This window comes from Acinetobacter sp. CY73, assembly GCF_059515865.1.
Genome location: NZ_JCAKMZ010000001.1, coordinates 275,356 through 298,854, shown reverse-complemented (window position 1 = coordinate 298,854; position 23,499 = coordinate 275,356). Strand labels below are relative to the sequence as shown.

The 23,499-nt window shown below is 37.9% G+C and carries 16 protein-coding genes; 8 read left to right on the top strand and 8 right to left on the bottom strand.

Annotated features, from left to right (window positions below; translation table 11 throughout):
* From AC5YD2_RS01405 to AC5YD2_RS01390, 4 genes are all read right to left on the bottom strand, one after another.
* Positions 1-2,365 (bottom strand): Ig-like domain-containing protein (locus tag AC5YD2_RS01405; RefSeq protein WP_496124597.1); only part of this gene is annotated, 2,365 nt, incomplete at its 3' end.
* A 618-nt stretch (positions 2,366-2,983) separates the two neighbouring features.
* Positions 2,984-4,483, bottom strand: a complete 1,500-nt coding sequence (locus AC5YD2_RS01400) for a cation:proton antiporter (protein WP_496124596.1) — start codon at positions 4,481-4,483, stop codon at positions 2,984-2,986.
* Positions 4,484-4,701: 218 nt separating this feature from the next.
* Complete coding sequence (gene ypfJ, locus AC5YD2_RS01395) at positions 4,702-5,598, bottom strand: KPN_02809 family neutral zinc metallopeptidase (RefSeq protein WP_496124595.1); 897 nt, start codon at positions 5,596-5,598, stop codon at positions 4,702-4,704.
* A 61-nt stretch (positions 5,599-5,659) separates the two neighbouring features.
* Positions 5,660-6,586 (bottom strand): DUF808 domain-containing protein, encoded by a 927-nt coding sequence (locus tag AC5YD2_RS01390; protein WP_496124594.1) that lies wholly within the window; start codon positions 6,584-6,586, stop codon positions 5,660-5,662.
* 202 nt (positions 6,587-6,788) lie between these two features.
* Here AC5YD2_RS01390 and trpS point away from each other — a divergent pair, with 202 nt between their 5' ends.
* The 5 genes from trpS (at position 6,789) to AC5YD2_RS01365 (ending at position 12,276) form a co-directional block, all read left to right on the top strand.
* Positions 6,789-7,802: a tryptophan--tRNA ligase gene (gene trpS, locus AC5YD2_RS01385; RefSeq protein ID WP_496124593.1), complete on the top strand. Its 1,014-nt coding sequence runs from the start codon at positions 6,789-6,791 to the stop codon at positions 7,800-7,802.
* Between the two features lie 466 nt (positions 7,803-8,268).
* Positions 8,269-8,913 carry a YqiJ family protein gene (locus AC5YD2_RS01380; RefSeq protein ID WP_496124592.1) on the top strand — a complete coding sequence of 215 codons (645 nt, stop codon included), beginning with the start codon at positions 8,269-8,271 and terminating at the stop codon, positions 8,911-8,913.
* A gap of 46 nt (positions 8,914-8,959) precedes the next feature.
* A complete protein-coding gene (locus tag AC5YD2_RS01375) occupies positions 8,960-10,672 on the top strand; it encodes a flotillin family protein (RefSeq protein WP_496124591.1) in 1,713 nt (570 codons plus the stop codon).
* A gap of 371 nt (positions 10,673-11,043) precedes the next feature.
* Positions 11,044-11,781 carry a sulfite exporter TauE/SafE family protein gene (locus AC5YD2_RS01370; RefSeq protein ID WP_496124590.1) on the top strand — a complete coding sequence of 246 codons (738 nt, stop codon included), beginning with the start codon at positions 11,044-11,046 and terminating at the stop codon, positions 11,779-11,781.
* Positions 11,782-11,949: 168 nt separating this feature from the next.
* A complete protein-coding gene (locus AC5YD2_RS01365; RefSeq protein ID WP_496124589.1) occupies positions 11,950-12,276 on the top strand; it encodes a hypothetical protein in 327 nt (108 codons plus the stop codon).
* A gap of 171 nt (positions 12,277-12,447) precedes the next feature.
* Here the strand turns inward: AC5YD2_RS01365 and AC5YD2_RS01360 are convergent, their stop codons facing one another.
* Together AC5YD2_RS01360 and AC5YD2_RS01355 are read right to left on the bottom strand one after the other, a co-directional pair.
* Complete coding sequence (locus AC5YD2_RS01360) at positions 12,448-13,026, bottom strand: 1-acyl-sn-glycerol-3-phosphate acyltransferase (protein WP_496124588.1); 579 nt, start codon at positions 13,024-13,026, stop codon at positions 12,448-12,450.
* 193 nt (positions 13,027-13,219) lie between these two features.
* Positions 13,220-14,821, bottom strand: a complete 1,602-nt coding sequence (locus tag AC5YD2_RS01355) for an isocitrate lyase (protein ID WP_496124587.1) — start codon at positions 14,819-14,821, stop codon at positions 13,220-13,222.
* A 687-nt stretch (positions 14,822-15,508) separates the two neighbouring features.
* Here AC5YD2_RS01355 and AC5YD2_RS01350 point away from each other — a divergent pair.
* From AC5YD2_RS01350 to AC5YD2_RS01340, 3 genes are all read left to right on the top strand, one after another.
* A complete protein-coding gene (locus AC5YD2_RS01350) occupies positions 15,509-16,501 on the top strand; it encodes a LysR family transcriptional regulator (protein ID WP_496124586.1) in 993 nt (330 codons plus the stop codon).
* Positions 16,502-16,637: 136 nt separating this feature from the next.
* On the top strand, positions 16,638-17,963 hold the full coding sequence (gene paeA, locus AC5YD2_RS01345; RefSeq protein WP_496124585.1) for a polyamine export protein PaeA: 1,326 nt from the start codon (positions 16,638-16,640) through the stop codon (positions 17,961-17,963).
* 367 nt (positions 17,964-18,330) lie between these two features.
* On the top strand, positions 18,331-19,671 hold the full coding sequence (locus tag AC5YD2_RS01340; RefSeq protein WP_496124584.1) for a CitMHS family transporter: 1,341 nt from the start codon (positions 18,331-18,333) through the stop codon (positions 19,669-19,671).
* Between the two features lie 147 nt (positions 19,672-19,818).
* Here AC5YD2_RS01340 and AC5YD2_RS01335 read toward each other — a convergent pair whose 3' ends face one another.
* Together AC5YD2_RS01335 and AC5YD2_RS01330 are read right to left on the bottom strand one after the other, a co-directional pair.
* A complete protein-coding gene (locus AC5YD2_RS01335; protein WP_496124583.1) occupies positions 19,819-21,366 on the bottom strand; it encodes a TolC family protein in 1,548 nt (515 codons plus the stop codon).
* The gene (locus AC5YD2_RS01330) at positions 21,363-23,495 is read right to left on the bottom strand and encodes a peptidase domain-containing ABC transporter (protein WP_496124582.1); all 2,133 of its coding nucleotides are present in this window, start codon (positions 23,493-23,495) and stop codon (positions 21,363-21,365) included. Before AC5YD2_RS01330 ends, AC5YD2_RS01335 begins: the two co-directional genes overlap by 4 nt.
* Between the last annotated feature and the right edge of the window lie 4 nt (positions 23,496-23,499).

Sequence of the window (23,499 nt, the reverse complement as noted above, 5' to 3'; positions counted from 1 at the left end):
CTGTCGCTACTGGATTGCCATCTTTGTCTTTGATCACAACATCGACAGTCGAACCTGGCTCAGTTTTACCTGAAATTTCAGGAGTCGTGTCGTTGGTATCGTCAAGCGGATCAATTGAAACCACTGGACCAGTCGTATCCACTTCGAAGTTTTCAGCTGCAGGTGCAGAAGGATTACCTTTGTCATCTTTGGCTACTGCTTCAACGGTGTACTCACCTTCTGGCAATGCTTCAGTTGGTGTGTATGACCAAGAACCATCTGGATTAACAGTTGCCGGACCTGTCGCTACAGGGTTGCCGTCTTTGTCTTTGATCACAACATCAACAGTCGAACCTGGCTCAGTTGTACCTGAGATTTCAGGAGTCGTGTCGTTGGTTTCATCAATTGGATCGATTGAAACATCAGGACCACTAAAGTCTACAACAAAGTCTTCTGTTGCTTGTGCAGTGTTGCCTGCTTTATCAGTTGCAACTGCAACAACATCTTGCTGACCTTCTGCTAGATCTTCAGATGGTGTGTAAGTCCAAGTGCCATCTGGATTTACTGTCGCAGGACCAGTAACTACTTTACCGTTAGCATCAGTAATGGTGACTTGTACTGTTGAACCTGGTTCAGTCGTACCTGTGATTTCTGGTGTTGCATCGTTTGTAAGATCAATTGGATCAATCGTTACATTTGTTGGTGCAGTCGTATCAATCACTAGATCAACTGGAGCATCAACAGTTGCTTCATTACCTGCAGGGTCTTTCGCAGTTGCTTCAACTGTGTATTCGCCTTCTGGTAATTCAGTCGTTGGAGTATAAGTCCAAGAACCGTCTGGATTAACCGTCGCTGGACCTTGTGCTACAGGGTTACCATCTTTGTCTTTAACAACAACATCAACAGTCGTACCTGGCTCAGTTGTACCTGTGATTTCTGGAGTCGTGTCTTTTGTTGGTGGAAGATCATCAATTGCAACAACTGGAGGAACCGTATCTACTGTAAAATCTTCAGTATCTTCCGCAGTTTTACCAGTATTACTTGTTGCTTTAGCGACAACTTTTTGCTCACCTTCAGCTAATGGCTCAGATGGCATGAATGTCCACGTACCATCTGCATTTACAGTCGCAGGACCTGAAACCACTTTACCATTTATATCAGTCACAGTAACAAAAACTGTTGTGCCTGGAGTAGTTTTACCTGTAATTTCAGGAGTTGAATCATTAGTTAGCTCGATTGGATTAATCGCAACTACAGGATCAACAGGATCAACAGGATCAACAGGATCAACAGGATCAACAGGATCAACAGGATCAACAGGATCAACAGGATCAACTACAAGCACAGTTGGCTCATCAGTAGTAGCCTGATTTCCTGCCTTATCAGTTGCAGTTGCTTCAACTGTGTGTTCACCTTCCGGTAATACTGTTGACGGAGTGAATGACCAAGTACCATCTTCTGGATTAACAATCGCTGGACCTTGTGCTACAAGGTTGCCGTCTTTATCTTTGATCACAACATCTACAGTTGCACCTGGTTCTGTTGTACCTGTGATTTCTGGAGTCGTGTCTTTTGTAGGAGCAATTGAATCAATAGAAACTTCAGGTGCTTTAGTGTCTACAGTAAAATCACTTATAGGCGACTTATCACTTTCAAGATCATCAACAGTTTGAGTTGCTGTTAAATTATGCGGACCGTCGCTCAATGGCGTTGTAAGCTCCAACTCCCATGTACCATCTTCATTGGCAAAAGTTTCACCAATAAGTTGATCGCCATCATATACTTTAACGATCGCCCCAGGTTGTGCACCTGCCCCACTAAGAGTAGGGAGCGAATCGTTCGTAGATTGACCATTCTCAACCAACCCAGTTTGAGGAGCGACGTCATCGAAAACTTTCGGTGCATCTAACAATGCAGATGGTTTTGTAATAGGAGGAATAACAGGCTCAGAACCTCCTCCATCACCGCCGCCACCAGCTGCTGCCGCAATACCTGCTACACCAGCACCGACTAACCAAGGTAAAATTCCACCTACGAAATTATCTGAATAAAGCAATGGCTCAATTTCTTCAATCGGATAATATAAGATTGTTTCAGCAATCGAGGCATCTGCATTGGTAAATTTAACCCAATAAAGCTGACCACTTTCATCTTGAAAAACTAAACTGTTATCTGCAAATTCTGCATTGAAATAATTTTCAATAACAATTACTTCACCGTTTCTTAAAGTTATTAATGCATTATTATTTTCACGAGTGATTGAAGCCACGTCATCTTTAGAAACTTGAACAACAACTACAGAGTTTTCGTTAAGTCCTACTTTACTAGAGTTTACATTCTCTAATACCTGATGACTCTCTTTAGATATGACTGAGATGTTCGGCATAGTACATTTCTCTCTTATACATTTTATTTTTATCAATCTTTCTAAATTTAAAAACATAAAAAGATAGACGCTATTATCTATATTTGAGATTTATATCACACTTTCTGTTTTTTTTGTGCAAACAACCCGATGGTCGAGGCACTTTTTTGTAACGTGCACTCCATTTCCGACATATGTTTATTTATTTCAGCTATTTAAAAACCACTAAAGATAAAATTTATAGATATATTTTTAGTATTAAAATCAGTAAATCAAGCATTTACGTTTATTTTTTAGGCTATTTTTTAAGCATAAACAGATAGCATCTTGTATTTTACGATAATTAATGGTAGGCGTTTCAATTTCTCAAAGAATAAGCATGTTACTAGATTTGTCATTATGTAGTTATTTTAAATAAAGAGAACTATCGCTTATTCTTGTTTTTAGTCATTTTTTTAAGCAAATAATAGATATAAATTGATGTATAGATGCAACCTTACAACTTAGGTGATTACAGACTTCACGATTATTGAAAATTAAAGCAGTAATAAACTGCTATTTTGTTGATTAAATAAAAAGTCGGAAATAGATATTTGTATTTCCGACTTCTCACCTCTTTCAATACTGACTCAGAGCCATTTAGAAATTATCAGGATTTTCCAAGCGTTTAACTTCCTGCACTCTATTCGGATGATGAACGGCTGTCACGCCATCATCACTCCTCGTATCTGAAACTGCTTCTGGGTTATAAATGGTAATAATTTCATTCCCTTTTACATCTTCACCAACGATGTACATCACACCACTTCTATTCATTTTATGACACAATCTTTGATACCAACCCTTAAAACCAGTTTGCTCTTCATTTGGATTGTAATAAAAAGCATTCATCACGGGCGGCAAACCTAATCCACAAACCACACCCGAAAGTAAAACAGCGATGAAGGTATACCCAATCAAAATACTGCTGTACTCAGATAATTGTGGAAGATTGGCAACAGCTAACACGAGCGCTAAAGAAATTCCTCCTCGTACACCACCCCATGAAATAATGGCTAAACTTCCGTTATAGCTTTTTTTGCGGAATGATGGGAAAAAGGCAAACGCCAGGTAATTCGCTGCGAAACGAGAAATATGTAAAAGAATAAATGCAACCACCCCACCAAAAATAAGACTCGCACTTAAATCCAAGATAAATAATTCGAGTCCAATGAGGGTGAACAGGAATGAGTTAATAATTCCTTCAACCGTATGCCAAAAATGATTGACTTCACTGATCTCTTTTTCCTTTAAAATTTCATTCCATTTATTACCAACGATCAAGCCACCAATAACACAGGCAATCGGTGCAGAAGCATGCGCAAATAAAGCCACCAAATAGGAACCACATGCCAATAAAGCCGTGGTTAATATCAGTGACTCCATTTCATGCTTACCACGTAAAATTCTCAGAATCAGCCAACCAAAAGCTAAACCAATAATGACAGCAACAATAATTTCATAAAATAAAGTTTGTAATGTGGCAAAAAAACTAAATTGCTCACCTTTAAGTACGTTTAATAGCGTCATAAATACAGCGATACACATCGCATCGTTAAATAATGATTCGCCTTCAAGCTTTACCATCAAGTGATGTGGTGCTCGAACTGAACTAAGTACGCCTTTAATCCCAATCGGATCGGTTGCACCTAAAGCCGAGCCCAATAACAATAAAATTAAAATTGGGACAGGGCTACCCATCAAGTACTGGAAACCAAATATCAGACCACCAAACAATAATGCGCAAAGTACCAGTGCCAAGGTCGCTAAAATACTAATCGGTTTCCAATGTGAGCGTAAATCTGATACCTTAAATTTCAATGCAGAGGATGTCAGAATGAAACAAATTACGCCATTGATTAAGAAATCATAAAAATCAATATTTCTGACTGCGGCTTCAATGTTGTGTAGATTAATGGTAATGAATTGATTATTACCGAGTAGATTTGCCCCCCATTGCAATATGAAAACAAAAATTGCAGAAACAATGGGAACACCGATCGCTTGTGGAAAGCCTAGAATTCGCTTATTAAATATTGTTGTTGCGATTGAAAGTGCAAATACAACCGTAAAAACTTGAAGAATAAAAAAATTACCCATAATTTGCCTAATACTTCTTATTTATGATTTCAATAACATGGATTATTTTAAACTGATTTTTAAAAAAAGTTTGTTAACTACATAAGCAACTACAACAAAAAACCTAGCCTGACGATCATTTAATCAAACTAGGTTTCATGAGGAGACCTTCAAAGTATACTTTTAACATTCGAGATAAACAGCTCATGGATCTCTTATTGGATCTGGATGATTACAAATTATATCGATGCTTTAAATGTATCACATTGATTGATATCGCCTGACTGCATCCCCTTATCAAACCACTGCATACGTTGTGCACTTGTTCCATGAGTAAAACTATCTGGAACAACTTGTCCACGCGCACGTTTTTGCAAATAATCATCCCCGATCTTATGCGCTGCGTCCATCGCTTCTTGGATATCACCATTTTCCAAAAATTGAGTGCGCTGATGTGTATCTTTTGCCCAAACGCCCGCCAAACAATCTGCCTGTAGTTCTAATCGAACTGAAAGTTGATTCCCTTGAGCTTCACTCGCGGTTTGACGTGCTTGTTGGACTTGCCCAGAAATCCCTAAAAGATTTTGGATATGATGACCGACTTCATGAGCAATCACATACGCTTGAGCAAAATCACCCGCAACATTTTTTGTCGATAATTCAGATTGATTTTGCTCACCCGAAATCCCCATTTGTTGATGCATATCTTTAAAAAAAGCGGTATCAATATAAATCTTTTGATCAGCTGGACAATAAAAAGGCCCCATTGCAGACTGTGCTGCTCCGCAACCTGAGTTTACCGTACCACTAAACATGACCAGTTTCGGTGATGAATATTGCATGCCCTGCTGTTTAAATACCTGAGACCACGTGTCTTCTGTGTCGGCCAAAACAGTTCCAACAAATGCCGCCGTCTCTTGTTGCTCTGGTGTTGGATTTTCCAAACCAGTTGCTTGTTGTTGCTGTCCAGAAGTAACTTGCTTGGTCGCTTGGTACGCCATTTGAGGATCTACCCCAAAGAACTTCCAAGCCACAAAAGCCACAATTAAACCAAGAATACTGATCCCGCCAGCTTTAGCCCCACCACCACGACGATCTTCTAAATTACTACTGACTCGACGACCTTTCCAACGCATGGCCTTATCCTTATTCTAAATTATGCTTTATTTTAAAGCTTATCTTTACGCAGTAATCAAATTAAACGGATTTTGATTTCTTAAACACTTTAGAAATCATACTCACCACGAGAACCACCAGCAGACCAGCGATAAATCCAATCACAAAGTTAATCAAAGTCGGCGTGAGTGCACCAATAAAATGCCCTACAGCTGGAATGTGATCAATATAATCTACTGAGTCCTCAGTAAAGTGGTGAAAGACTGGGATCGTGTGTGTAATGATGCCACCACCGACCAAGAACATTGCCAAAGTACCCACGATAGTCAATGTTTTCATCAACTTTGGTGCAAATGCCAGTAATCCACGCCCAATGGTTTGTTTAAATGATGAAGCTTGTTGATTTAAATATAAGCCTAGATCGTCAATTTTAACAATCATTGCGACAAGACCATACACACCAATCGTCATTGCGATTGCGATGACTGTCAGCACAGCCACTTTAACGCCAAATGTTGCAGTAGCCACAGTACCTAATGAAATGACAATAATTTCAGCAGATAAAATAAAATCCGTTGTCACCGCCCCCTTAATTTTTTGCTTTTCGAGTGTTACCAAATCACCTTCAAGTGCCTTGAGTTCTTGTTCAGCGACTTCAGCCGTTTTTGCTTTTTTATGCTGAAGTGTGTGAATAACCTTTTCCACACCTTCATAACATAAAAATAAACCACCGATCATCAATAGTGGATTGATTAACCAAGGGGCAACCACACTGATCAGCAAAGCAAGTGGAACAAGAATCAATTTGTTAACAAATGAACCTTTGGCAACAGCCCAAACCACGGGTAATTCACGATCTGCTTTTACACCGCTGACCTGTTGTGCGTTTAAGGCTAAGTCATCACCCAACACCCCTGCCGTCTTTTTGGCAGCCATTTTGCTCATCACAGCAACATCATCAAGGATCGTTGCAATATCATCTAATAGTAAAAGTAAGCTACTGGCCATTTTTATTATCCCAAGTTTTTATCTATTTTAATGCTTTATGGAAAAATAATTGTATATATTTAATAAATAAATAGCAGTTATTTTTGAGTAAGCTTTTTTCGCTCTGGCTATTATTCTTGCTGACAATAAAAAATAAATTACCGTACAATACCTAGCATTCTTAATATCAAAGTAGCGCTGACTACTGTTTTCAGGATTTATAATGAGCAATCAAGATCATCGCCCAGTGATTTTAACTGGCGATCGTCCTACAGGACAACTTCACTTAGGTCATTTCGTTGGTTCTTTACGCTCACGTGTAGGATTACAAGATTCTCATCATCAACATTTATTATTGGCGGATGCTCAAGCCTTTACTGACAATGCGGATAATTTTGAAAAAGTACGTCGTAACATTATTGAAGTTGCAACAGACTATTTAGCTGTCGGTATTGATCCACTTAAAACAACGATTTGTGTGCAATCGAGTTTACCTGCACTCAATGAATTGACCATGCTTTACTTGAACTTCGTGACGGTTTCTCGTCTAGAGCGCAACCCAACGATCAAGTCCGAAATTCAAATGCGTGGTTTTGAACGTGATATTCCAGCTGGCTTCCTTTGCTACCCTGTTGCACAAGCGGCAGACATCACAGCATTTAAAGCCTCTATCGTTCCTGTGGGTGAAGATCAAATTCCAATGATCGAACAAACCAACGAAATCGTTCGTCGTTTGAATCGTCAAATTGGTCATGACTTACTTCCAGAATGTAAAGCATTGCTTTCAAATGTTGGTCGTTTACCAGGTTTTGATGGTAAAGCCAAAATGTCTAAATCTTTAGGCAATACGATTGTTTTAGATGCTTCTGATAAAGACATCAAGAAAGCCGTTAATGCAATGTATACCGATCCAAATCATTTACGCGTTGAAGATCCAGGCCAAGTTGAAGGCAACGTTGTTTTCACTTATCTTGATGCATTTGATCCAAATGTTGAAGAAGTCGCTGAATTGAAAGAACACTATAAACGTGGTGGACTAGGCGATGGTACAGTGAAGAAGCGTCTTGAAGGGGTTCTAAAAGAGTTAATCACGCCAATTCGTGAACGTCGCATGGAGCTTGCCAAAGATCCAGATTACATCATGGATATTTTGAAAACTGGCACTGAAAAGTGCAAAGACATTACTCAACAGACACTGGATGAAGTTAAATCAGGTTTGGGTGTGTTCCACTTTTAAACTGATCGTCATACATTGATATCGAAGCTTCAACTGAAACCTCTCTAAATGAGAGGTTTTTTTATTGTTATCTTTAATTCTGGATAACGACTTAATTAACTTTTACTAACATAACTTTACGTGAATACATAACATATCAAGTTTGTTATTGAGTAATATTCATTAAAGTTTTGCAACATTCCCCAATGTTCTTAACTTTTCTCCTTAACCGAAGCTGTGTAAGCAGATTCGTTGTTATACGTAATGAATACCCCAATCATTACGTATTTTTTTTGTCTAGAAATTCACATTCTGACTGAATAGATTAAGAATAATTATTATTTGCCAAATTAATGTCTAAACTATACACTTTAGCTCAGTACTGAGTGACGTTTTAAACTATTCAAAATAGATTGGAATTCAGTCATCTATATCAATAAATTCAACATCTAATTTTTAATGATAAATATAAAGCTGAGACCGACAAATGTGGGAAATCTTCATCCACCCTTCCAATATATTTTTTAGCGTTAGTTTATGCTTAATGCTTTTCTTAGGTTTGGTCGAAGCGCTATTACTCATTGCTGGTGCAACTACTCAAGGTTTTTTGGATCAATTTATTCCTGATCAATTGTTTGAAGCGCAACATCCTGATTTAAATTTAGACTCCAATCCAAATATTTTTATTCAATTGCTTGATTGGCTTTATATTGGGCGTATTCCTGTATTGGTGTGGTTAATCATCTTTCTAACTACTTTTGGATTGTTTGGATTGGTTACTCAAGGTCTATTTTTTCAATGGACCGCTAGTTATTTCCCACTTTGGATTATTGCTCCTGCCAGTTTAATTTTGTGCATGCCAATCGTCCGTACGGTGTCTGCAATCATTGCTAAAGTGTTACCACAAGATGAAACGACTGCAATTCATAGCGAAGAACTGATTGGCTTAAGTGCAGAAATTATTTTGGGTGAAGCCCGACTAAATTATCCTGCTCAAGCTAAAGTAAAAGATCAGCATGGACTGACACATTACATTATGGTTGAACCTGAAACTGACCTTATTTTCACACAAGGTCAAACCGTTCTTTTGACTCAAAAAACCAAGATCGGATTTCAAGCAATCCCTCATTAAATATTCAATTTATTAATATTCATATAAACAATAGAGACTTATAAAAATGTTTGACTCAAATTTTTTTCAAATACTGATCATCGCGGGGATCATCTTACTTGCGCTAATCATTATTGGTACGATTTTAGCGCGTCTATATAAACGCTCAAGTAAAGAAGTGTCTTTCGTCCGTACAGGTTTTGGCGGTGAAAAAGTTATTTTAGGGGGCGGTGCAATTGTATTGCCTGTGTTGCATGAAGTGATTCCTGTAAACATGAACACGCTGCGTCTTGAAGTAAAACGTGCAGCTGACCAAGCGTTGATTACACGTGATCGTATGCGTGTAGATGTCATGGCTGAGTTCTATGTTCGCGTCAAACCAACGGCTGAAGCTATCGCGACAGCAGCTCAAACGCTGGGTCAAAAAACCATGTCTCCGCAAGAGCTTAAAGATTTAGTTGAAGGTAAATTTGTGGACTCACTTCGCGCTGTTGCAGCTGAAATGGCCATGGAAGAGTTACATGAAAAGCGGGTTGACTTCGTGCAAAAAGTACAGCAAGTCGTGTCTGAAGATCTTTCAAAAAATGGTTTAGAACTTGAAACGGTCTCCTTAACCGGTCTAGATCAAACCAGCTTTAAATTCTTTAACCCACAAAATGCTTTTGATGCGGAAGGTTTAACCAAGCTGACTGAAACGATTGAAGACCGTCGTAAAAAACGTAACGACATCGAACAAGATGCTGACCTTGCGATTAAGACCAAAAACTTACAAGCAGAACAAGCACGACTACAAATTCTTCGTGAAGAAGAATATGCAAAAATGCAACAAGAGCGAGAAATCTCAATTCGCCGAGCGGAACAACTTGCTGAAATCGCAACGCAAGAAGCAGTTAAAAAACGTGAAGCAGAAGAAGCACAAATTGCAGCTGAACGTGAAATTGATTTAAAACGGATTACTGCAGCACGTGATGTAGAAAATCAAAATATTCAGAAATCACAAATCATTGAACAAGCTCAAGTTGAACAAAAGAAAACCATTGAATTGGCTGAGCAAGATCGTGCAATTGCGATCGCAGAAAAATCTCGTGCAGAATCTGAAGCAAAAGCCCTAGCTGACCAAGCACGTGCACAAGCAGTTAAAGCAGAAGAAGAAGTGATCACTGTTCGTGAAACTCAACGTGCAGAACGTATCAAAGCTGTTGAACTGGTTGCAGCAAAACAGGCTGCTGAAACGGATGCAATTTCAATCACTGTTGCTGCAGAAGCATCGAAACAAGCTGCTGTAGATGATGCTGAAGCGGTTCGTACTGCAGCTGAAGCCGAAGCTGAAAAAGTTCGCTTAAAAGCGAAAGGTGAAGCGGATGCAAAAATCCTACTGGCTCAAGCTCAAGAGAAACAATACCAAGTGGATGCAGAAGGTACACGCGCAGTCAACGAAGCAAACAATATCTTGTCTTCTGAACAAGTCGAAATGCAAATTCGTTTAGCATTGTTGAAATACTTACCTGAAATTATTCGTGAAAGTGTTAAGCCAATGGAAAATATTGACGATATCAAAATTCTACAAGTGAATGGTATGGGTGGTTTGAGTGGTTCAACGACATCGGTTGATGGGGGTGAGCAAGGTCAAGTTGCCTTGTCCGATCAAGTCGTAAATAGTGCTCTACGTTACCGTTCACAAGCACCATTGATTGATAGCTTAATGAATGAGTTAGGCATTCAAGGGGGCGACATTAATGGTCTGACACAAAGCCTGAAGCCGAAATCTAAAAATGATTGATCTTTAAAATATTTCGGTGAATGAATGTCTTATTCCCTTTCATTGAATATTTAAAATTACAAAAGCCTCAATTCAATTGGGGCTTTTTCATATCTAAGATAATCAAAGCAGGAATTAATATTTTTATAAGCTTAACTCTTCACCTAAAATTTAAAAATTAAGATTGGTTTTATTTAAAATGACACGATCAGAGATTGGAAATTTGCTCGTTAAAAGTTAAATCCTCACAATGAAATGTTTAAGATTGCTACTTATTAATTTATCCGACTTTGGCAGTGCATGCTTTAAAATGAGCTTATTAAAATGGTTTTAGCCCTCTGCATACGCATCAGTAATGATCATTGTAAAAACGTTAAAAAGACTATTTCTTGATGGAAATAGGTTTTATTTTTATCATTGGTGCATGTTTAGCCGCTTTCGCTCAAGGTCTTACCGGTTTTGCCTTTGCATTAATCGCTATGTCATTTTGGGTTTGGGTACTCCCTCCTCAAATATCAGCACTGCTCGTCGTATTTGCTTCACTATGGTGTCATATTATTTCACTTACTAAAGAGCAACCACCTATATTAAAACGATCTTTAGTTTACGTTTATATCGTTGCTGGACTAATCGGAGTACCTTTAGGTACTTTTCTACTCGATATTGTCAATGCAGACCTTTTCAAATTGATCTTAGGACTTTTTCTGATCGTATGGTGCCCCATCATGTATGTCGCACCACAGTTTAAATACTTACAACAACTGGATTCAAAATCAGATGCCTGCATTGGCTTTGTTGGTGGTGTACTTGGGGGATTAGGTGGCTTCTGTGGTGCTGTACCATCTGCATGGGTGATGCTCAAAAATCTGCCGAAGCAACATCAACGTTATATTTTAAGACATTTCAATTTTGCGATTCAGCTTTTCACTATTGCTGTGTATTTATGGCAAGGGACTATCTCAATTGAACTACTCAAATATTTTGGCATCTTAATTTTAATCATCAGCATTCCTGCCATTTTAGGTGCACAACTTTTTTATAAAATATCAGAGAAACAATTTAAACAAATTGTATTAAGCTTACTCTTTGCTTCAGGTTGTATTCTTTGCTTGAGTTCATTAAATAACTAAATATTTCAGCGCCTTGGAATCAAATCACGTAAATTGATTTTAATTTGACACTTAAGTGCTCAATATTTAAGCAATTGAATTGAAATTGACTTTATTTGTTTTTGTGAGACTTTAATCACACTTTAAATAATCTATAATGCGATGCTATCCTTCTCATTATTTAATCCAATGAAAACCCCGATTTTGTTAAGCATTATGGTTGTCTTGACAGGATGTGCATTTGGCTCATCGAGTGAAATTAAACGTGCTGAAGCACTTATTCAACAATTTCAATGCAATAATATTGATGCCGATCAGTTAAGCCACAACTCTATTACAAGCTTTCATGAACGCACGCTTGCGGTGAGTAAAGATAAATCTATCGAATATATTGATCGCTATAAATCAGGTGATACTTTATTTGATATGCCTCTTTATGAAATTATTCAAATGCAGTATGTAAACTATAAATCCGCTTGTGATTTTTTAGGTGGCATAAGTATTTCACCCAAATAAATATACGTTCTAATCAACAATTAAAAAATCAATATAAATCACTTTTCAAATGTTTGAGCTATAAAAAAAGACAAGTCATGACCTGTCTTTATTATCTATATAACAGCTTCAATATCATTGATATTAAGCTTATATACATCTAATCGCCCAATTTACATATGATTTTATGTATCAGAAGAAACGCGTATCAACACTAAAATTTTCTGGAAATTTAGCATTAATATTTGAATAAAATTCCATAATTTCAGCCATGTCTTTTTCCATATCACCTGATGGATATACAATTTTACCGACACCACATTTTTTCTTGCTGTAGTCCATATACGCCAATGCAATAGGGACACCTGCAGTCGTCGCAACATGGTAAAAACCTGTTTTCCACTGCTCTCGCTTGGCACGTGTCGCTTCAGGCGTAACTAACATCACCAATTTCGGATGTGTCTTAAACAGATCACTCATCACTTCAACCATACTCGGGCGCTCTTCACCTACTGCTTTGGGACGACGGTCAATCCCTATTCCACCCATTGCACGGACAAATGGACCAAAAGGCAACTTCATATAACTGTCTTTAATGGTCAGACGTACATTTACCCCTAAGGCTTTCAGTGCAAGACGTGCATACAAGGCATCCCAATTACTGGTATGCGGCGCTGCAATCATCACACATTGATCCAAATCAAGTGGCCAATGATTGTCAATTTCCCAGCCCATCATATTTAAGCTTTGTTCAGCTAGTTTCTCAAACACTACAGCATCATCTTCATTAAAAAATTTGGGCGATTGTATCAATAATGAACGATATAAAATATACAAATGTTTTCAATTGATTAATGAATAAATATTTTTTAAAACGATTTAGAATTTATTATATAACCATAAAAAAACAGCCATAAAAAAACCCTGCTTCCGCAGGGTTTTTCTTTTGAATCAATGGAAGGGATTAACCACCAAATTGGTTCATTGTATTTTTAGCATCATCACCAGCTTTCAATGCATTGTCGCCAGCGAAGATTTCTTTATGATCATCACCGATGTCTGAACCAGCCATTGCTTGGTGTTTAACACATGCGATACCACCACGGATTTCTTTACGTTGTACGCCAGCAACATAAGCCAACATGCCTTCAGAACCGAAGTAACCTTGAGCAAGCTCATGCGTAGAAAGAGCAGCTGTATGGTAAGTCGGAAGTGTGATCAAGTGATGGAACACACCTGCTTCACGAGCAGCATCTGCTTGGAATGTACGAACTTTTTCGTCAGCTTCAGCAGCTAATTCAGTAGCATCGTATTCAGCGCTCATTAACTTAGCACGGTCGTAAGCAGAAACATCTTTACCTTCAGCAACCCAACGATCGTAAGCTTGTTGACGGAAGTTTAAAGTCCAGTTGAACGAAGGCGAGTTGTTGTAAACAAGTTTCGCATTTGGAACTGTTTCACGTACACGGTTAACCATGTGAGCGATTTCAGCAACGTTAGGCGTTGCAGTTTCGATCCAAAGAAGGTCAGCACCATTTTGTAAGCTTGTAACACAGTCAAGTACAACACGATCAATTTGAGTGTCAGCACGGAACTGGTAAAGACCAGAAGCTAAACGCTTAGGACGGTGTAATTTACCATCACGCTTGATTAGAATCTCATCTTCTTGAGCTTCTGAAATGTCAATTTCAGTTGTGTCTAAGTAACTAATGTATTGAGAAGCGATGTCGCCTGGCTCTTTAACCACTGGGATTTTTTGAGTCAAGTCAGCGCCTTCAGAGTCAGTACGCGCAACGATAATACCGTCATCAAGACCCATTTCTAAGAATGCATAACGTAATGCATGGATTTTAGCGATGAAGTCTTCGTGTGGAACCGTTACTTTACCCGCTTGGTGACCACATTGTTTCGCATCAGATACTTGGTTTTCGATTTGTAGTGCACAAGCACCCGCTTCGATCATTTTCTTAGCTAAAAGGTAAGTTGCTTCTTCGTTACCGAAACCAGCATCGATGTCCGCAATAATTGGCACAACGTGAGTTTGGAAATTATCGATTTGTGAAGTGATTTCAGCAGCTTTAGCAGTATCACCAGCTTCTTGAGCTTTTTTAAGCGCACGGAACAAGTCGTTTAATTCTTTCGCGTCAGCTTGGCGAAGGAAAGTGTAGATTTCTTCGATCAATGCAGGTACTGAAGTTTTTTCGTGCATTGATTGGTCAGGTAAAGGACCGAATTCAGAGCGAAGTGCAGCAACCATCCAACCAGAAAGGTAGATATAACGGCGTTCAGTTGTACCGAAATATTTTTTGTTCGCAATCATTTTTTGTTGTGCGATGAAACCGTGCCAGCAACCCAAAGATTGAGTGTATTTGCTTGAGTCAGCATCATAAGCAGCCATATCACGACGCATAATTGCAGCTGTGTATTTTGCAATGTCTAAACCAGTTTTGAAACGGTTTTGGATTTGCATACGTGCAGCATCTTCAGCACTGATGTCTGCCCAAGTGTTGCCGAATTTTGCTTTTAATTCGCGGATTGCATCAATCGCTGTTTGGTATTGAGTCATGATATTCTACCCTGTATATAATTTTAGGATTTCATCAATAAATGTTTTAAATCGTCTCGATCTAGATTGATCAGATTTAAAGCACTTCGTTGTTATGGACTTAGCTTAGAGGGGGTGAAAAAATTAATCCAATACTTTGAGATAATTTTCGGTATTTATTTAAAAAATATGTAGATCAAAGTCTAATAAAGAAAATAAATGATGGTAATTAAAGCATTGTTTATTAATAATTAATATAATAGCACAAATGATCAACTTATAGACAAATTGTATATTTAAAAATCATTAGACTTAAGTCTCAACAGCTTGTCGATTTCTTGCAAAATGCATTTTTGAAAAATTTTAATGGCATTTTGGTGCAATCTTAAGCATTTTTAGTTGATCATTATTTTGACCATTTTCCTTGTTATCGAAATTTTATGTTGGAACTATTGCAATGATTTTAGAAATCTTGATTACGATATGGTGATCATTCTAATTTTTAATAAAATTTCAATGTGAAATAGATTTTCAATTCTATAAAACCAATGATGATCAAAACTCAATGATTAAAATTTTATATTGATAACTTTTATTCATCATAAGGGCTATTTATATTTAAGTTGTTTTATCGTCTTTTAACACAAGCTGTTTTGCTTATGGCATAATTCACTACGATTTCAAAAATTTATTTTCGGTATTTTTTTTATGAATCTTGAGCGGGTTGATCTCAATCTCTTAATTTACCTCGACGTACTGCTACGAGAAAAAAATGTAACACGCGCTGCTGAGCAATTGGGTGTTACCCAACCAGCAATGAGTAATATTCTAAGACGTCTACGTAATTTATTTAATGATCCCCTATTGATTCGCTCGTCTGAAGGCATGACGCCTACAGAACGGGCATTGGAATTACAACCTAGAATTAGAGATGCGCTTTCAGATCTTTCTATGATTTTGGAGCCACGCACAGAATTCCGCCCTTATACCTCTAATCGTGTATTTCGGATTATGACTTCGGATTACGCCGAAGCGACATTAGTTCCTCGTTTAGTCAAAGCACTTCGCTCTGAAGCACCCAATGTTGTCCTAGATTTCCTAACGCCAAGTGATGTGTCGTATCGCGATATGGAACAAGGTAAAGTTGATTTAGCGATTAACCGTTTCAATGAAATTCCACAAAGCTTTCACCAAGTACTGGTTTGGCGCGACAGTTTTTCTTGCTTACTGAATCATAAACACCCTGCTGTAAATAACCTTAACCTAAAAAGCTATTTAGATGCGCAACATATTTGGGTCTCTAAAACAGGGATGGGCGTAGGCTTTGGTGTGAATCCTGAGAAACAAGCTGGACTTGGATGGATTGATCAGGCTTTAGAGCGAATTGGGCAAAAACGTAAGATCTCCGTATTTACCCGTCATTATCAAATGCCTGGGTTATTGGCTTCAAATGTTGACCTGATTGCCACCTTACCAAGTCGGATCGCGCGCTTACAAGCAAAAAGCCAAAACTTAATGCTTAAAGATCCGCCATTTTATATTCCAGAATTTGAATTAAAGATGGCATGGTGCCCTCTGCTTCATCATCATCCTGCACATCGTTGGTTACGCCAATTAATTTTATATGTTGCACGCCAAATGATTGAAGAAGAAAACCGTGAATTTATGTCGAATAACAATTCGAATATTGTCAATCATTAAATCCCCAAATACTGTAGCTGATTTATTTTTTACTTTTTTGTGATCAGTATTATAATAGTGAGGTGGTGGAAAATTTCACTATCTCATTCTATTTTATGTTAAAACTTTCATAATAATTTCAAACCAAAGGTGCCTTGTGAGTCTCTTTCAGAATTTCTTGATCATCATCATCTTGATTGCTGGAGCCGGCTTTTTGTCACTCAGTGAAATTGCACTTGCAGGTTCACGTAAGGTTAAACTTAAAATTTTGGCAGAATCTGGCGAAGAACGTGCCCAAAAGGTTTTAGATTTACAAGAAAACTCCGCAGACTTTTTTGCTGCATCTCAAATTGGTTTAAATGCTGTTGCGATCCTTGGTGGTATCTTAGGTGAAGGTGCTTTCAGACCTTATATTATTGAATTTGTGTATCAGTTTTATCAAGGTCCATGGGCTGAAAATATCAGTTTCATACTTTCATTCACATTAGTCACTTCACTATTTATTCTGTTTGCCGATTTAATGCCAAAGCGCTTGGCCATGATCGCACCAGAAAAAATTGCCATTTCCGTTATTAATCCTATACAAATTTTTATTTCGGTTTGTAAACCACTGGCATGGTTTATTAATGCGATCGCCAATCTTCTGTTTAGATTATTCAAAGTGAATACTACCCGTGATGACAATATTACTTTTGATGATATTTCAGCGGTCATGGATGCAGGTGCTCAAGCAGGTGTACTACAAAAACAAGAACATCACTTCATTGAAAATGTATTTGAACTAGAAGAACGAAATGTTCCTTCGAGTATGACTACACGTGAGAACGTGGTTTATTTTACCTTAAATGAATCTGAAGAAAGTATTCGTCAAAAACTTGCCGAGTATCCTTACTCCAAGTTTTTAGTATGTAGTGAAAATATTGATCAAGTCATTGGCTATGTGGATGCCAAAGATATTCTCATTCGTATTCTAAATAATCAAAAATTTAACCAATTGAATGAATCGACCTTGCGTACGGTATTGACCATTCCTGATACGCTCACACTTTCCGAAGTGTTAGATCGTTTCCGTTCGAGCAAAGAAAAATTTGCTGTAGTTTTCAATGAATATGCACTGGTCGTCGGCGTGATTACGCTCTCAGACATTATGATCACCGTGATGGGTGATTGGGTTACCCCTACAGATGAAGATCTTCAAATTATTAAACGCGATAACAATTCTTGGTTGATTGATGGCAGTACACCAATTGAAGATATGAAACATGCTTTAAATATTGATAGCATGCCTGACGATGAAAACTATGAAACCTTGGCAGGGTTCATGATGTACAAACTGCGTAAGATTCCACGTCCTGCAGATGCAGTCATATTTGATGGTTATAAATTTGAAGTTGTTGATGTTGATCATTTTAAAATTGATCAACTGTTAGTGACACGTTTAATTGAACAAGATGAGCCTATTCAGCCCATTAATCATGAATAATGCTTAAACTTTCCAAGTATTTTAATTGATCTACTTTAAAAACTCCCAATCATTTGGGATTTTTTATTTTTTCAGAATGGAAAATTTAGTTATTCATCCGATTTCAACATAACTTAAGCACTGAATTTTCATTACTTCTATATAAATTTTTATTTAAATATTTATTCATAAATTTGATATAAATCTATTAATACATCAGAGAAACAACTCATTAATTAAAATAAGATACTGATTTAAATATTCTATTTTTTTAAAAAATAATCATCATTCTTTCATTTTTATAATGGTATTTCGATTTTCTGAAAATGAGATTACCATTCCATTTCGATATAGAACAACTAAAAACCAATAACTCAAGGATTGAAAAATGCTGACCATTTTAGGTCTGGGCATGATTTTATGCTTTATGTATTTAATCATGTCAAGACGCCTAAGCCCTCTTGTTGCCTTAACTTTGATTCCAGTTCTCTTTGCATTAATTGCTTACGGTTTAGGATTTTTCTTTGATAGTTTAAGCCACATTCAACTGAATGAATTAGGCCAAATGATGTTGGACGGCGTTAAAAAACTCGCGCCAACTGGCGTCATGCTCTTATTCGCGATTCTTTATTTCGCCATCATGATTGATACAGGATTATTTGATCCTTCGGTAAAATTTATCCTTCGACTCGTCAAAGGTGATCCTTTAAAAGTCGTGCTGGGAACGATTACTTTAACCTTAATCGTATCTTTAGATGGTGATGGTTCAACCACGTATATGATTTGTGTCGCAGCAATGCTTCCGTTGTATAAGCGTTTAGGTATGAGTCCATTGATCATGGCATGTTTAATGATGCTTGCCAGTGGAATTATGAACTTAACCCCTTGGGGTGGACCTACAGCACGTGCTGCGAGTGCATTACAAGTCGACCCAAGTGATGTCTTTGTTCCAATGATTCTGCCGATGCTATTTTCAATCGGCTGGTTATATTTCCTTGGTACCATGTACGGTCGTATGGAACGTAAACGCTTAGGAATTATCGAGATTGATGTAAGTCATGGTGATAATATTCAAATTTCAAATAATCCTGAAGCAAATCGTGCTCACCTCAGATGGTTTAACGGCTTGTTAACACTGGGGTTAATGGTCTGTTTAGTCATGGGAATTTTACCTATGCCTATCTTGTTCATGATTGCACTGTGTATTGCCTTGGTGGTGAATTATCGCGATATCGATATGCAAAAGAGTTTAGTGGCTCATCATGCAGGTAGTGCCTTAAATGTCGTGGGTATTATCTTTGCGGCAGGTATTTTTACAGGCTTGCTATCAGGCACAGGCATGGTCGATGCGATGTCTAAAGAATTAGTTGCCATCATTCCTGAAAGTATGGGGCCATTTTTAGCACCGATTACAGCTGTATTAAGTATGCCATTAACCTTCTTTATGTCGAATGATGCCTTCTACTATGGGGTTCTCCCGATTTTATCTGAGGCAGCTGGACATTACGGTATCGAACCTGTAGAAATGGCACGTGCTTCAATCATCGGCCAACCCGTACATTTGTTATCGCCTTTAGTTCCATCCACTTATTTATTATGTGGTTTGGCTGGAATTGAATTTGGTCAACATCAAAAATTTACGATTAAATGGGCGATTATCACCTGTTTCGTGATGCTGGTTGCTGCCTTAGTCTTCGGGATGTTCCCATTTTATTCTGTGGCAAGTTAATAGCAATTTTTTGCTTTTTGTAAATTCGATTTTGTTGATTAAGTTTTAATTCTATTATTCACATGCCAAGCAAAATCTAAAAAGCCCTTAAATAATTTAAGGGCTTTTACTTTGACCAATCAAAGCTTAATGATAATGAACTAAGCATTACGATTGAGCTTCAGACCAAATATTTAGGTTGCCTATATTCGATAAGAGTTGATATCGCACCACTAAAAACTCAGTCAATACAGTGGAATAATTCATCTTAGCTTCAGTTAATAAGTTTTGAGCATTCACCACTTCAAGCATATTTCCCACACCCGCTCGATAACGTCCTTGTGCCACTTCATACGCTTTGGTCGCACTATCATTTAAAAGCTGTAATGCTAAAATATTGTCATGGATGGCATTTAATTCGTTATAACTTTTCCAAATTTCTGCATTAATTTCCAATTTAATTTGTTCTTCCTCAAGTTGCTTTAACCTCAAATTTTCTTGAGCAAGAATCACTTGATGTTTGCGATTAAAACCATCAAACAAAGGAAAATTCAGTTGCACACCAGCTTGTAAACGCTGCGTCTCATTTCCAAAGGGACTCTCACCCAATTGTTTGGATTGATGATAACTACTATTAAATGTTAAAGATGGATATTTAGCGCGCTGTGTTGCTTTAATTTTATCTTGAGCAGCTTCAATTCCCAATTTTGATGCTTTAAACCGTGGATGCAGTTTCTCTGCTTGCTTCACCAAGTCTTCAATTGATTTTAGATTTAACGCCTTCGGAATTTTTAATTGATTATTAATTTGGAAGTTCTGGTACGCAGGCTCACCCATCAACGATGCCAATTGACCTTTTGCAATTTTAAACTCGCCCATGAGCTTAGTCTGATCAGATTTAGCTTTGGCGAGGTTCGCTGACATTTGTAGCACATCGGACTTAATCCCAGCTCCTGCTTTATAGCGTGCATTAGCAATTTGATAATTCTGCTCGGCAAGCTCCACCAATTGCTTTAAATTTTCAAGTTTTAACTCCACCTGAGTAATTTGGTAATAGGCAGAAATCGTTTTAATAATGACACTTTGCAACACTGCATCTTGCTGCGCCAAAGACATTGCTAAAAGTTTCTGTGCTTCTTCGACTTGATAATGCCGTGCCCCAAAATCATACAACAACCAATTCGCCTGAACGGCAAGCCCATAACGGCGTGTATCTGTGTCATAACTCATATCTGGACGACCATCCACCTGATAATCATCACGTCCCCAATCATAGTTCACTGATGAGCTTATTTGCGGATAATAACTCGACTTTGAAATTTTCAATTGTGCTGCTTGAATGCGCGTTTGTACCCATGCAGTTTTGGTCTCTGGAAAACGGCAAACCGCACGCTCAACTGCATGAATCAGTGATAATTGCTCATTGGGATTAAGTTGAGGCTGAGTCAAGCATTGAATATCTCCTACTTGCGTTCTTTGCTGAGCTATATCTTGAGAAACAGTGTGATTGAGTGTGCTTTCAATCTTCTGAATTTCTTGCTTCTTTTCACGCTCTTTTCGTTGATTGGTTAGTACATCAAACCAAAGTGGCTCACGTTTCTTCGATTTTTCTTTCAATAATTTTGATAATGAATAATCAGCATAAAGTGAAGTCGTTTGTCCCATCACACTCAGCATGAGCATCGTGAGCACCATTGCCTTGTAGTTTATGTTCATGCTGGTTTGATATCCTTCATTAATACATCTTTAACAATCAAACCATCTTGCAAAGCAATAATTCTTTCAGCTGAAGCGATCGTTTCAGGACGATGTGCAATAATAATTTTGGTAATTTTTAACAATTTTAATTTTGCATTTACTTCTTGTTCTTTCAGTACATCTAAGCTACTGGTCGCCTCATCCATAAATAATATTTTAGGTTTCTTATGAATTGCTCGTGCGAGCAAGATACGTTGTTTTTGTCCACCGGAAAGCATATTACCAATATCACCGACCAAGGTTTGATAACCCATTGGCATACGGGTAATATCATCATGAATCGCCGCATAAGCAGCACATTCTTGGATCCATTGCATGTCTGGATTGGAATCAAAGAAACAAATATTTTCAGCGATCGACCCTGCAAATAAAATATCGTCTTGAAGCACCGTCGCCACATGGTCACGGACGGCATTTAAACCTAATTGCTCAAGATCACGCCCCATGACACGAATTTCACCTTCCGTTTGTTTAAAAACCCCCAATAGAACATGCAAAAGTGTCGTCTTACCACAGCCTGTTGCACCAACAATGGCGACAGACTGATTTTGAGGAATTTTAAAACTGATTCCCTTAAGTACATAGGGATCATTTTCTGAATATTTAAAATGAAGATTGTCCACTTCTATTGCATTTTCGGCCTGATCGACATTGCTAATTTCAACATCACCATATAGTTTTTCTTGCTCGGTCAAGACAATATCAGAAAGACGTTCCACATCGATCTGAAGCATCTTCACTTCAATAAATTTATCAATCAAACCCGCAACACGGCCATCAAATTGACTTTTATAGGCCATAAATGCCATCAACACACCAACAGTAAAATTACCTTCGAGTACCAATGTTGCACCCAACCAGACAATCACAATATTTTGGATACCGAACAAGATTCCATTGGCCAATGAAAAACCCAGTCCAAGCTTTTGCGTCGTCAAGCCTGCATTGACTTGATTGACTACGAGGTTCAGCCAAGTCGAACGACGTACATCCTGACGTTGAAATAGTTTAATGGTCTTTGCACCACGAACCGTTTCCATAAAATGACTACTTTGCTTAGCAGCATGAATAATATTCGCTTCAGTCGCTCGCTTTAAAGGTGCATACCAAATCCATCGAATCAGTGCATAAAGTGACATCGTAAAAATAGCAATCCATGCCAACTTAGGACTATATACAAACATTAGAATCAGGGTAAAAACCGTCATCAAACCGTCGAGTATGGCGGCTAAAAAAGTACTGGTCAGTGTAGTTTGAATATTACCAATCGAGCCAAATCGCGAAACAATGTCGCCCAGTGAACGTCGTTCAAAATAAGAAACAGGCACATTGATCATATGATTAAAAACATTGGCTTGCCATTGCACACTCAAATGCGTGCTCATATACATCATGATCCATGAACGCAATAAACCAATAAATTGCTGGAGTAACATCAGCATGCCAAAACCAATCGCTAAAATGGTCAACAAATCACGATCTGCTGAGACAATCACATGGTCAATCACCCATTGCATAAAAAAAGGACTGATTAAAGAGAAGACTTCTAAAGCCAAAGCCAAAATAAGAATTTGCCCTAAAGATTTCCACAATCCACGGACATGCCCAATTAAACCTTTAAGTTGAATCTGATTTTTTTCTTCTTTTTTCTCAAACTCTGTGTCTGGCCAAAGCTCTAATGCAACCCCCGTAAAGTGTTCAGACACCTCATCTAAAGTGAGTATTCTCTTTCCAAATGCAGGATCCAAAAGAGTGACTTTATTGCCACTTATCTCTTGTAAAACGACAAAGTGGTTAAAATCCCAATGCAGAATACACGGTGTTTTCAGTTGATTGAGATCTTCTAAATCAAGCTTGAGTGGTCGAGTCACCATATTTAATTGGTTACTGATCTTGATCAATTGATTAAGATTGCTTCCTTTTTGCGAAACTGGAAAGCGCCGTCTTAACGTCAATAAATCTGATTCATAACCATAAAAATGTGCAATCATGGCAATACATGCCAAACCACACTCTGTTGCTTCTGTTTGAAGAATTGTCGGGATCTTGTGACCAAAACCAAGGGAAATTTTGTCTAATAATTGCATAGTT